This window comes from Chroococcidiopsis sp. CCALA 051 (assembly GCF_003015105.1).
In the GTDB taxonomy this organism is placed as follows: Bacteria; Cyanobacteriota; Cyanobacteriia; order Cyanobacteriales; family Chroococcidiopsidaceae; genus Chroococcidiopsis; species Chroococcidiopsis thermalis.
Window position 1 is genome coordinate 83427 of record NZ_PYCI01000002.1, and the last position, 13188, is coordinate 96614.

Consider the following 13188-nt stretch of genomic DNA (forward strand, 5'->3'; position numbering starts at 1 on the left):
TCAGTTGTCAGTTATCAGTTGTCACAGAAGAAAGGTAACAGGGAACAGTAACCAATTACCAATTACCAATTACCAACTACCAACTACCAACTACCAACTAAACAGCAACAGCCTCTAGTAGTTTGACATTAGAGAAGTTAAACTCAGTTTTAATTCGTTCTTGTTGCTGATAGTCTTCTACAATTTGCTTGGTCATGACGTAATAGTCACCAACTTTTTCGTAAAAGTCTTGAAACTTTAATACCTTGATGACTTCGTTAGTTTGGGGATTGCGGAACACCGCATCGTAGCGACTAGCTACGTACCCCCCGCCTGTATCTAAGCTATCGTGAGTATCGATGACAAAAGCCATGCGACCCATAACGCGGCTGACTTGGCAAATCTCCGTACCGCGCACTTTATAGTTAGAACCCATAGCATCGCCTTTGACCAGGATTTCTACTGCGCCACTGTCATCGAGTTTACCGAGGTTAAACTCATTTTTACCGTGAGACTGCTCGAATTGCGATCGCTTGCGGTGAGTAACAATATCTCGTAGCTGCGTGTAAACGCTCTCTTGTACTTTTTCGTCTTCTATGCCTGTAACTTCTACGCTCAAATCGCGATTTATCCGAATTCTACCCGTGTAGACTTCATTACCTTGCGTCAATTGCACGTCTGCACTGTAACCAGGAAAGTTTTCATCCCAGGTATAGCGGTTTTCATAAGCCGTCTTGAATAAGTCTCGCGCACTTGTTTGCTCTGTCATGGCACTGTTGTGACTTCACCTTTTACAGTGTAGTCCGAATGAGGAGTGAGGAGCGAGGGAAAGAGAGTAGTGCGTGGTGTGTGGTGTGGTGCGTGATCAAAGGGTGTAGGGTGTGGAGATTGTAAATTTCTTTCTCCCCAACTCCTCACTCCTCGCTCCTCACCCCTCACTCCCCATCTCCCAGTCCTAATACCATCAACGGCTCTTGATACAAAGGGACTGTAAAGGTAACTGTGGAACCGAGTCCCTCACCCATACTATAAAAATTGACTGTTCCCCCCATAGCTTCAACTAGCTTTTGGGATATTGTTAATCCCAAACCAGTACCTCCATACTGCCGCGTGCGAGAGCCGTCTACTTGGCTAAAGGATTGAAATAGTTTATCTTGCTTATCTAAAGAAACACCAATGCCCGTATCGGCAACACGAACTTTCACCATTCCCGGTAGGACTTGATTTTGAAAAATGGTTTTTTTCCGGGTGATATCCGCACTAATGGTGACTCCGCCTTCATGGGTAAATTTGATCGCATTCCCGACCAAATTTAGCATCACTTGCAATAGCCTTTGGTAATTCCCTAAGACAATGATTTCGTCTGCCGTAGGTGGTAATTGGATTTGCAAACTTAAATTTTTCTGCTCGGCTTGGGTTCTGGTAAAGTCTTCGAGATCGCTAAATAGTTCGTTGAGTCTAACTTGACCTAACTCCAAATCCATTTTGCCTGCTTCAATTTTGGCAATATCTAGAATGTCGTTGATGATATTGAGCAGGTGCAAGCCAGAGCGATAGGCTTCTTGGATAAATTCTTCCTGTTCTTCAGGGTCGTCTGCCATCCCCTCCAGCACTAACTTTAAAAATCCCAGCATTCCATTGAGCGGCGTGCGGAGTTCGTGGGAAGTGTTAGCGAGAAATTCGCTTTTAAGGCGAGAGGCTTCTTCTGCTTGTTGACGAGCTTCTTCTAGCTGCTTGTAAAGAGTAGCATGGGCGATCGCCGTACCAATTTGATCGGCTAAATCTCGGACTAACTCGATTTCTTCCGTCGTCCACTGGCGTAAGCGAGGGATCGGATGCAACATCGAATTACTGTGAGTCTGTGGTTGAAGGCTGCGTTCGCAATGCTGCAAGCAAATTAAGCCGTTAGGCTTATCGCGATCGACCGTTGCTAATAGTAAGATTGATTGTTGAAACTGGGGATTTTCTGTCTTTTCGATCGCCACAGGTGCAAGAGTCTCTAAAGCCTGACAGTAACCTGGTTCGTGCATGATATCAATTGATTGACCCAGCATCGATCGCACTGCCATTTGGCGATACTCAGCTACCACTTGTAAATGGAGATCTTCCGGTCTATACGAGCAGATAATACAATGACTGACACCCAAGGCTTGACCCAAACTTTCTACAGTTTGCTGCCAAATTGTATTTAGATCTAACGTGCGGCGAATGTTACGCGCAATTTGACTGAGAAGCTTTTTAGACGAAACTGAACCGAGCGATCCCATTGCCGTAGTCGCCAATTCCGAATAGACATCGGCTACCACTTCGTTGTCTATTTCTTCTAAGTGTCGCCCTATGACTAAAACAGAAGTAGCCGATCCCGTTGCGGGTAAAATTGGGCTAATTGCCAACTCAAATCCAAACAATTTTTGTCCGTAGCGAAATACACAGTGACAGCGTTCGGGAACAAGACTTTCCAAAATCCTTTGCACCCGTCTTAAGTAGGGAGTTGGATCTAAAGGTCCAAAAGTTTGTTCTAAAGATTGTCCTACAATCCGCTCTTGCTGCAAACCTACACTATCGGCTTGTTGCCATGAGAAATAAAGATAGCAACCCGAGCTATCCTGTACGTAGGCTAATTCAGCTCCTAGAGATGATAGAGAGCCGCTGGAATTCATACCAAATGACTCGAATGAAGATGTGAAAGCTGGCTGATGGGAATCTGTATTAGCACTCATTACTAAAGATAGTTCGACACAGCGCAAGTCGAATGACTCGACAAACATTTGCTTCGAGTTTGGCACAAAACCTGATAGATTGGGAATTTTGCTTGGTATCGTCAGCAATTTACCAAGCACTCTAGTCAAGAGAGCGTTACCAAGTTAGATGAAAACTGTTAATCGTTCCACTCACCGCGCGGTGGTACGGGTGTACGAGGGATCGTACGGGTTAGTTCATCATCTCGCTGCGTTTCACCGCGCAACCATTGACGGATCGCGACTTCAATCACTTTACTCGGATCGTTAGTTAAATGCTGAATTTGATCGACGAGTTCCGAATCTAAATGAATAGAGAGTTTTACCTTGTCGAGGTTTGCGTCTGATGTATCGATGTTGTCATTCATAAGCGCTAAACGGTAATTGATTTAGCAAACGTACCTTTTGCCATACTTGGCTTGCAGTTCTTCCTGCGCAGCTATCTAAACTAGAACAGGACTTTCCCGGCGCTACTCAAGGGCGATCGCGTCCGAATAGGACTATTGTAAGCGCGATCGGCGACCAGTTAGCAGTGACTAGTGGCTGGTGACTAGTGACTAGATGAAGAATCCTACTACTAGCTGCAACGACACACAAGGTTAGTTCAAGATAATGCTTGTCAAATGCTTTTGGGCAAAGGGTCGAGTTTGGCTAACGTCATGTGTCAATCCAACTAGCCGCCAGCCACTAGCCACTTCCTACTCCCTCAATAAAAGATTAAAATGCGTTAAGTACGATCGCTATTTGCTTGCTACTAAATCGTAAAAATATGACAGATGTTTCCGCCGAGCGTATTCGTAATTTTTCAATTATCGCTCACATTGACCACGGGAAATCAACTCTAGCCGATCGCCTGTTGCTGACAACTGGTACGGTTGCAGAACGGGTGATGAAGCAGCAGTTTCTCGATAATATGGAGTTGGAACGAGAGCGCGGCATTACGATTAAGTTACAAGCGGCTCGGATGAACTATCAAGCAAAGGACGGAGAAGCCTACGTCCTTAACTTAATTGATACCCCAGGACACGTTGACTTTTCTTATGAAGTGTCTCGCTCTTTAGCAGCTTGCGAAGGAGCATTATTAGTTGTCGATGCTTCCCAAGGAGTAGAAGCACAAACTCTAGCAAATGTCTACTTAGCCTTGGAGCATGACTTAGAAATTATTCCCGTATTGAATAAAATTGACTTGCCAGGGGCAGAACCAGAACGGGTGATTGAGGAGATCGAACAAATTATTGGCTTAGATTGCAGCAATGCAATTTTAGCATCGGCAAAAGAGGGAATCGGCATTGACGAGATTTTAGAGGCGATCGTCCAGCGCGTACCACCTCCACGTAATACGATTAACGATCCCTTACGGGCGTTAATTTTTGATAGCTACTACGATAGTTACCGAGGCGTAATCGTCTATTTTCGCGTCATGGATGGTACGGTGAAAAAAGGCGATCGCGTCCGTTTGATGGCATCGAAAAAAGAATACGAAATTGACGAATTAGGTGTCCTCTCTCCAAATCAAAAGCAAGTTGAAGAACTGCACGCCGGAGAAGTCGGTTATCTCGCCGCCGCCATTAAAGCTGTAGCCGATGCGCGGGTGGGCGATACAATTACCCTAGCAGCAAAACCAGCAACTCAGGCTTTACCAGGTTACACCGAAGCAAAGCCGATGGTATTTTGTGGGATGTTTCCCACTGACTCAGACGAGTTTGAAAATCTGCGCGATGCTCTGGAAAAGCTGAGGCTTAACGATGCAGCCTTGCAATACGAACCGGAAACCTCAAGCGCGATGGGGTTTGGTTTCCGCTGCGGCTTCTTGGGATTGCTACACATGGAAATCGTCCAAGAACGTTTAGAACGAGAATACGATCTAGACTTGGTAATTACAGCCCCATCGGTAGTTTACAAAGTAGTTACCAACAACGGCGAAGAAATTTATGTTGATAATCCCAGCAAGTTACCAGCACCCAACGAACGGGAAAGCATTGCTGAACCCTACGCTCAAGTAGAAATGATTACGCCAGAATCTTTTGTTGGCACGTTGATGGAGTTGTGTCAAAATCGGCGGGGAATCTTCAAAGATATGAAGTATCTTACCCAGGGGCGCACGACATTAACTTATGAATTGCCTTTGGCAGAAGTCGTAACAGACTTTTTCGATCAAATGAAGTCGCGATCGCGCGGATATGCCAGCATGGAATATCATCTGATTGGCTACCGCGAAAATCCCTTAGTCCGCCTAGATCTGATGATCAACGGCGATCCGGTAGACTCTTTAGCAATGATCGTCCATCGTGACAAAGCCTATGGTGTCGGACGCGCGATGGCAGAAAAACTCAAAGAATTAATCCCGCGCCATCAATTCAAAGTCCCCATCCAAGCCGCCATTGGCAGCAAAGTTATCGCCAGCGAACACATTCCCGCACTGCGTAAAGACGTACTCGCCAAATGCTACGGTGGTGACATCAGCCGCAAGAAAAAACTCTTGCAAAAGCAAGCTAAAGGTAAAAAGCGAATGAAAGCCGTCGGTACGGTAGACGTACCTCAAGAAGCATTTATGGCTGTACTAAAATTGGATGGTTCGCAATAATGTAGAGACGTTACATGTAACGTCTCTACATCCGCGTCCATCTGCGTTAAATTTTACCCATACCAAAAACCTGATACACCACACCTCCTCTAACCCAGTGATCTAAATTAGTATCAGTGTCTCAACCATTTTCCCAGAACCATGAATAAAATCGTCGTCGGTCTTTCTGGTGGAGTTGACAGTTCCACCGCCGCCGCCATTCTACATAACCAAGGATATGATGTCGTTGGTCTGACCCTTTGGCTGATGAAAGGCAAAGGACAATGCTGTTCGGAGGGAATGGTAGATGCTGCGTATATCTGCGAACAATTGGGTATTCCACATCACATTGTCGATATGCGGGAAGTTTTTCAAACCCACATCATTGACTACTTAGTCTCTGGATATAGCGACGGTATTACCCCGCTACCCTGTTCGCAGTGCAACAAAACTGTCAAATTCAGCCCGATGTTGCAGTATGCCAGGGAAAAATTGGGTGTAGACAAAATTGCGACGGGACACTACGCTCGAATTACCCACGATTCAACATCGGGACGCTATCAATTGCGACGTGCTGTAGACCGCAATAAGGATCAGTCGTACTTTTTATACGATTTGACCCAAGATGTTTTAGCAGGTGTCGTATTTCCATTAGGCGAAAAACTAAAAGCTGAAACGCGCCAAATCGCCTCTGAATACAATTTGAAAACAGCCGACAAGCCAGAAAGCCAAGACTTGTGCTTGATTGAAAGTCACGGTTCTATGCGGGAGTTTTTGGATAGATACATTGCTCCCAAAAAAGGCGAAATTATCGATACTGCTGGTAAGGTACTCGGACAGCATGATGGTGTCCATCATTATACGATCGGGCAGCGTAAGGGTTTGGGAATTGCCGCAGCCGAACCGCTGTACGTGATTGGCTTAGATCCGGTGATGAATCGGGTGATTGTGGGCGATCGCACCACTGCTAACCAGATAGAATGTACCGTTGGGCGGGTAAACTGGGTTTCTATATCCGAACCCAATGCACCCATTCGCGCTCAAGTCCAAGTGCGGTATCGTTCGACTGCGGTAGATGTAACAGTGGTTCCTTTGGCAAATTCTCGCGTCGAGTTGGTATTCGACGAACCCCAATTTAGCATTACCCCTGGACAAGCTGCTGTTTGGTACGACGGTGATGTTGTCCTGGGTGGCGGAATTATTGAAAAGCCAGCACCGAATTGATTTTGTATACACGTAGGGGCGCACAGCTGTGCGCCCCTACAAGTTATATATTTCACCCAACGTAGAGACGTTACATGTAACGTCTCTACAACAACGCCTCTATGCAGATCATCGCTTAGCCAGCTTTTTCGATAGCTTCCGCAGCCGAATTGACTTAGGGGTCACTTCTACTAGCTCGTCGGGTCCAATGTACTCTAGAGCGCGTTCTAGGCTCATGTCTACAGGTGCTTGCAACTGGACTAATTCATCACCGCTAGCAGCACGGTGGTTGGTTAGCTGTTTGGTTTTGCAAACATTCAGTTCTAAGTCTTGCGGGCGATTGTGTTCGCCCACAATCATACCTTTGTAGACTTTAGTACCAGGAGTGATAAAGAATACGCCTCTGTCTTCGGCGTTCTTCATGGCGTAGAAAGTGGCTACTCCTTCTTCAAAAGAAATCAGTACGCCGTTGCGACGGGCTTCGATTTCTCCAGAAATGGCACGATATTCGAGGAAGCTGTGATTCATGATGCCTTCGCCGCGAGTCATTCGCATGAATTCGCCTCGGAAGCCTACTAATCCACGGGCGGGAATGACGAAATCGAGTTGAGTGCGTCCGTTACCCCCAACTTGCATATCTTGCATTTCACCCCGTCGCTGTCCCAGACGTTCGATACAACTACCTACGGCTTCTTCCGGTACGTCTAACACCAGATATTCAAACGGTTCGCAGGGTTGCCCGCTGACTTCGCGATAAATGACTTGTGGCTGAGAAACTTGAAATTCGTAACCTTCACGTCGCATGGTTTCAATTAAGATTCCCAAGTGGAGTTCGCCGCGTCCCGAAACCAAGAATTTATCGGGGGAGTCGGTTTCTTCCACGCGCAGAGCGACGTTAGTTTCCAATTCTCGCATCAAGCGATCGCGTACCTGTCTGGAAGTCACAAAATTTCCTTCTTGTCCGGCAAAGGGCGAGTCGTTGACGGAAAACGTCATTTGTAAGGTCGGCTCGTCCACTTTAATCAGTGGTAATGCCTGGGGTTCGTTAGGACAGGTAATCGTTTCGCCAATATTAGCATCGGCAAATCCGGCGATCGCAATAATGTTACCCGCAGATGCTTCTTCTTGGTCGATCCGTTTTAAACCCTCAAAGCCCATCAATTTTGTGACTTTGCCTTTAACAATTTCCCCCGTGTCGCGGATCAAAGCGGCTTGCTGTCCGACGCGGATCGTACCATTATGGATTTTACCAATAGCAATTCGTCCTACATACTCCGAGTAATCTAGAGTCGTGACCTGCAACTGCAATGGCTTTGCCGGATCGCCTACAGGTGGCGGAACGTGACGTAAAATCGCATCAAATAGGGGCTGCATGTCTACCCCTTCGGCTTCTAAATCTTCTTTGGCATAGCCGCTTAAACCGGAAGCAAATAAATAGGGAAAATCGCACTGGTCATCGTCTGCACCCAGTTCTAGAAACAGATCCAAAACTTTATCAACTGCACCGTGAGGATCTGCCTGGGGTCGGTCAATTTTATTAACCACAACAATCGGGCGCAGTCCCTTTTCTAAGGCTTTCTTCAGCACGAAACGCGTCTGCGGCATCGGTCCTTCGTTGGCATCTACAATCAAGATACAACCGTCAACCATGCCCAAAACTCGTTCGACTTCGCCGCCAAAGTCAGCGTGACCGGGAGTATCGACAATGTTGATCAGCGTCTCTTTGTAGCGCACCGCTGTATTTTTTGACAAGATGGTAATGCCTCGCTCTCGTTCCAAGGCATTTGAGTCCATCACGCAATCAGGTACGTCTTCCCCTTCGCGGAAGATGCCAGATTGTCTCAGGAGGGCATCAACGAGAGTAGTTTTGCCGTGATCGACGTGGGCGATAATGGCGACGTTGCGAATGGGGAGCGTCATAAGGGCGTTCCAGAGTTTTGTATAGGATAATTAAGCTGATACAGTGTTAGCAGCCTTTAGCAGAATTGAGTCAATAATAGCAATTCTGTAAATATGCCTTAATAATTGTAGCTTATGAGGGGAGTCGGGAGTCGGTACGATCGGATTGTCGATCGCGTTTCCTCAAATACAGTGCGTAATGCTGCTACAGAATCCGAGGGAAGGATTTGTTCGATTACCTGCAAGATTTGCTTCCATTGGTCTAACTCAGTCTGGGAAGCTGCTTGCTGCAATTTTTGCTGGTAGAATGCTTCCCAAAATTGGGGGGCTTGTTTTTTATGCTTGGCAAACCGCTTGCGCCAGCGAAAAAAATCTTTGTTTGTTGGCGGTTCGACTCCGAGGATCGGAGGTAAATCGGCATAGCTGACAAACGTACTCACGCCTTTACCGACAACGTGGATGACGTAGCGCCAGCAGTCGATTTTGTAGATTTGCTCTGGTTGCAAGTTAAGGCAAAGGGCGATCGCTTCTTTGGTAACAAATCGCGCTAAAGGATGAATATACTTTGCTTGCGTGTTTTCTGTTGCTATCATATGAATGAATTCTCACTTTGTAGTGAAAAATCTCTACTCCTGGTAGTGAGTTCCTACTTTGTGGGTTGTATTTTGACAAAGCGGTCGTCACAGTTTGCCAGACCAGGGCGATCGCTTTTAATAAGCTTTGATATTGTATAACGCTTCAGCTGACAAGTCAACGGCATGTCAACAAACGGATTAGTACGGTTAAAGATTAGAGAATTTGCTGCAAAAGAAGGGTGGACGTTAAAAGAAGTTTCCGACCGATCGGGAGTAGCTTACGGTACAGTGAAAACTTATGCTGCTTCTCCTGGGATGGCAATGGCAGATATTAACGCACTGCGGAAGTTAGCGCAGACTTTTGATGTAATTATCGAAGACTTATTAGAAGTCGTGAAAGAATAGGCGATCGCTTTTAAAAAGAACGGGTGGTTGCAGAATTAAAACAATTGGTCAAGGATGAAGGATAAACTATTGTATTAGTTGGTAGTCAGTGGTTGACTTTTCCCGTACTCCCTACTCCCTACTCCCTAGTAATGGCAAACGTCCGTCTAGAAGATATTAAGCGCCGATTTAACAACGTCACGGCGATCGAGGATATTACATTTGAAGTTCCCAATGGAGAATTTTGGGTACTGGTGGGACCTTCGGGATGCGGTAAGTCTACAATTTTGAGGACGATCGCGGGCTTGGAAACAGCTACATCTGGCAAACTTTATATTGGGGACACGCTGATGAATAATATCCCCGCCAGACAGCGCGATGTAGCGATGGTATTTCAAAATTACGCCCTCTACCCTCACATGACGGTAGCAGAAAATATTGCCTTTGGATTGCAAATGCGGCAAGTCGATCGCAAAATTATCAGAGAACGAGTAGAGACAGTAGCGCGATCGCTTTCTTTAGAAAATTTACTCGATCGCAAACCCAAACAACTATCGGGGGGACAGCAACAACGGGTAGCATTAGGTAGAGCGATCGCGCGTCAGCCACAAGTATTTTTATTAGATGAACCCCTATCGAATTTAGATGCTCAATTACGAGACGATACGCGGGCAGAATTAAAACAGTTACACGCACAATTAGGTGTAACAACTGTGTATGTCACTCACGATCAAGTTGAAGCGATGACATTAGCCGATAAAATTGTCGTATTAAATCGCGGCAAGATTCAACAAATTGGCGCACCACAAGAAGTTTATGCCCATCCAGCTAATCAGATGATAGCAACTTTTTTGGGCAATCCACCCATGAATATTATGCCTGCTATTTATACAAATCAAGGTTTTCAGATAGGGGAGCAACACATTTCTTGTCCGACAGAAATACAACAGAAATTGAATTTAGCACCAGGAAAACCTGTAGATTTAGGAATTCGTCCTGAGTGTATTTATGTCAATGAACCATTCAGCAGCCAAAACAATACACGCGACTCGCTACTCACGACTCACTTAAAAGTAGTAGAACCATTGGGAAGAGAGATTTTAATTAAAGGCAACGTACCAGGAACGAGCGTATTATTAAACGCACAAGTGAGTCCTAATGTCAATTTACGTGTAGGCGATCGCTTATCTCTGCAACTAGATCTAGATTGTTTATTTGTCTTTGAACCAACCACAGGCGAGCGGTTGTATCCATAGTAGGGTGCGTTACTAAAGCACCCTACAACGCAAATTCCCCCTCAGATAGAGCAGCAAGCGCGATCGCACGTGTTACAATTCTTAATAATTGACAAGGAAACAGAGCAGGGGACGCTTTCAGTATTCCTCTGCCTTTTTATTTGGTTATGTACCCAACATCTGCAACTGGTGCAAACCTGCGTACAACCCACCAAGCTGTATCAACTCCTCATGAGTTCCAGACTCGACTAATTCACCCCGCTTCAAGACAAAAATTCGGTCTACATTGCGAATTGTGGAAAGACGGTGAGCAATAATAATTGCCGTTCGCCTCTCTAACAAGCGTTCCAAGGCATCTTGAATCGAAGCTTCCGTACCTACATCCAAACTAGCCGTAGCTTCATCTAGTACAAGGATATGAGGGTTACGAATTGCCGCACGCGCAAACGCCAACAATTGCTTTTGTCCGCTAGAAAGATTCGTACCGCGCTCTCGCAACTGAGTATCGTATCCTTGAGGCAGCTGCTCGATAAACTGTGCCACATTCGTATTCTCTGCGGCGGCGCGGATCTCTTCAAAAGAATAAGTATCCCCCAGTGTGATATTACTTTTCACATCTCCCGCGAAAATAAAACCTTCTTGCAGAATCACACCCATCCGACAGCGCAATTCTGCCTGCGGAATATCTCGAATATCAACTCCATCCACTAATATTCGTCCTCGTGTCGGTTCGTAGAGACGACACAGCAGCCGAATAATCGAACTTTTTCCCGCCCCCGTAGGACCAACTAAAGCAATTTTTTCTCCTGGACGAATCGTAAAATCTAAATCTTTAATCACATAATCGTTATTTTTATAAGCAAACCAGACATGTTCAAAACGGATTTCTCCGACATGGGTAGTTGGTTGTTGGTAGTTGGTTGTTGGTTGATGGTGTATCTTGAATTCCGAATTCCGAATTCCGAATTCCGAATTCTCAACCGGATCGCGAATCTCAATTGGTTCGTCTAAAATATCGCTGATGCGCTCAACAGCTGTAAATCCGGCTTGAATTGCAGTAAATTTTTCCGCAAACTGGCGTAAAGGATCGAATAATCGTTGAGCAAATAGAATAAATGCAGCAAGAACGCCAAATTCTAATCTTTCTTGCAGGACAAAAATACCACCCAACCAGAGTACCCCTGCAACTGCTATTAAAGCTATCCATTCTAAAGTTGCCGAGACTGCTGAATCGTGAAAGATCGTTCTATCTACCTCACGAATATAGTTTAAATTCGTGGCGCGAAATAGTTCGGCGTTGAATTGTTCGCGGCGAAACATCTGTACGACATTAATCCCAGAAATATTCTCTTGTAAGGTGGAATTGAGTAAAGACAGTTCTTCTCTAGCTTTATAATTGGCTTTCCGATATTGCTGCTGAAAGAAAATAATTAATCCCGTGACTGGAAATAGCATCAACAACAGCATTAAAGCGAGCTGCCATTGTTGCTGAAACATGAGAGCTAAAATTACTAACATGGAGAATAGATCGCTGATAATACCTATTGCTCCAGTTGTGAAGACATCTCCTAATGCTTCCACATCGCTGGTTAAGCGAGTAATTAATTTTCCCACAGGAGTACGATCGAAAAAGCGAACTGCTAAAGATGTAACGTGTGCAAAGAGATCGTTGCGAATATCTGCTGTCATTTGTTGCCCGACTTTTTGCACTAAGTAGCCTTGCACGCCTGAAAAGATTAGACGAACTATCACTGTTAACAGCAACAAACCTTCCAGAATTTGTAAACCCTGCCCCAGAGGTAGATTTTTGAGAAAATCGTAGGTATTTGGTTCTTTACGAATGAGGGAGATTGCTTGACCGATCAAAATTGGTTGAACGGCATTGGCGATCGCTACTGGAACTAGCAAAACCGTGGAAATCAACAATAACCTACCGTGACGGCGACCGTAAGGAATTAATCTTAGGAACAATCGCCAATCATTCTGGCGGCGGCGATTTCTGACGGGTTGGGATACGGGCGCTGATGTCGTCATGCTGCAACCTTTAATGGACGATCGGTCATCTAAAATACATTTTCTTAATTTAGCGCTAGTACTGACTCAAGATCGCTCTCATTCTGGCTAGATTTTTGCAGGCGATCGCTCAGTTTTTCTATTTCTGATGAGGAGGTTACCCGAATCTGCCTAATATGGAGCGATTCAATGCCTACTATCCGTCTGCTACTAGTCTTAATCAAAAAAATATGAAAACTACATATTACATTCACCGTTTTTCAGTATTATTATCAGTAATCCCTGTATCAATCTTTATCTGAAACTATCGCGATCGCTACAATCCTCTGGCAATTTTTTATGCCAGATATATTATTTTGCATATTTATATGATTCAAATACTCAATCTTGTATAAGTTTCGTACTTAAATTTTGTATTTCAATCTTTTTAGCTTGCTTTAAAAAGGAGAAAACTTCTTATTTAACTTATTTGATTTTATAGCAATCCAATTTGATTCATGAACGTGGAGCAGGCTTCTAGCCTGCGGCTGGCTAGAAGCACAAATCATTTAGAACTGCTATAGCAGTTTCTCGTATAGAGACGTTATATATAACGTCTC

Annotated in this window: 10 protein-coding genes; 4 read left to right on the forward strand and 6 right to left on the reverse strand. The window is 45.0% G+C overall.

Annotated features, from left to right (window positions below; all coding sequences use genetic code 11):
* Nucleotides 1-97 precede the first annotated feature (97 nt).
* The 3 genes from C7Y66_RS00910 to C7Y66_RS00920 form a co-directional block, all read right to left on the reverse strand.
* Nucleotides 98-748 (reverse strand): DUF3386 domain-containing protein, encoded by a 651-nt coding sequence (locus C7Y66_RS00910; RefSeq protein ID WP_106544130.1) that lies wholly within the window; start codon nt 746-748, stop codon nt 98-100.
* Nucleotides 749-914: 166 nt separating this feature from the next.
* Nucleotides 915-2747: an ATP-binding protein gene (locus tag C7Y66_RS00915; RefSeq protein WP_015152175.1), complete on the reverse strand. Its 1833-nt coding sequence runs from the start codon at nt 2745-2747 to the stop codon at nt 915-917.
* 110 nt (nt 2748-2857) lie between these two features.
* Complete coding sequence (locus C7Y66_RS00920; RefSeq protein WP_015152176.1) at nt 2858-3085, reverse strand: ribbon-helix-helix domain-containing protein; 228 nt, start codon at nt 3083-3085, stop codon at nt 2858-2860.
* A 401-nt stretch (nt 3086-3486) separates the two neighbouring features.
* Between C7Y66_RS00920 and lepA the strand changes: the two genes are divergently transcribed.
* On the forward strand, nt 3487-5301 hold the full coding sequence (gene lepA / locus C7Y66_RS00925) for a translation elongation factor 4 (RefSeq protein ID WP_015152177.1): 1815 nt from the start codon (nt 3487-3489) through the stop codon (nt 5299-5301).
* A gap of 141 nt (nt 5302-5442) precedes the next feature.
* The gene (mnmA, locus tag C7Y66_RS00930) at nt 5443-6504 is read left to right on the forward strand and encodes a tRNA 2-thiouridine(34) synthase MnmA (protein ID WP_106544131.1); all 1062 of its coding nucleotides are present in this window, start codon (nt 5443-5445) and stop codon (nt 6502-6504) included.
* A gap of 108 nt (nt 6505-6612) precedes the next feature.
* Here mnmA and typA read toward each other — a convergent pair whose 3' ends face one another.
* Nucleotides 6613-8403: a translational GTPase TypA gene (gene typA, locus C7Y66_RS00935; protein ID WP_015152179.1), complete on the reverse strand. Its 1791-nt coding sequence runs from the start codon at nt 8401-8403 to the stop codon at nt 6613-6615.
* A gap of 98 nt (nt 8404-8501) precedes the next feature.
* Nucleotides 8502-8975 (reverse strand): hypothetical protein, encoded by a 474-nt coding sequence (locus C7Y66_RS00940; protein ID WP_106167597.1) that lies wholly within the window; start codon nt 8973-8975, stop codon nt 8502-8504.
* A 165-nt stretch (nt 8976-9140) separates the two neighbouring features.
* Here C7Y66_RS00940 and C7Y66_RS00945 point away from each other — a divergent pair, with 165 nt between their 5' ends.
* Both C7Y66_RS00945 and C7Y66_RS00950 read left to right on the forward strand, forming a co-directional pair.
* The gene (locus tag C7Y66_RS00945) at nt 9141-9362 is read left to right on the forward strand and encodes a helix-turn-helix transcriptional regulator (protein WP_015152181.1); all 222 of its coding nucleotides are present in this window, start codon (nt 9141-9143) and stop codon (nt 9360-9362) included.
* 131 nt (nt 9363-9493) lie between these two features.
* Nucleotides 9494-10597 (forward strand): ABC transporter ATP-binding protein, encoded by a 1104-nt coding sequence (locus tag C7Y66_RS00950; protein WP_106544132.1) that lies wholly within the window; start codon nt 9494-9496, stop codon nt 10595-10597.
* A gap of 144 nt (nt 10598-10741) precedes the next feature.
* On the opposite strand, the gene C7Y66_RS00955 is transcribed toward C7Y66_RS00950, so the two are convergent.
* Nucleotides 10742-12610, reverse strand: coding sequence for an ABC transporter ATP-binding protein (locus C7Y66_RS00955; RefSeq protein WP_106544133.1), 1869 nt, complete (start codon nt 12608-12610; stop codon nt 10742-10744).
* Between the last annotated feature and the right edge of the window lie 578 nt (nt 12611-13188).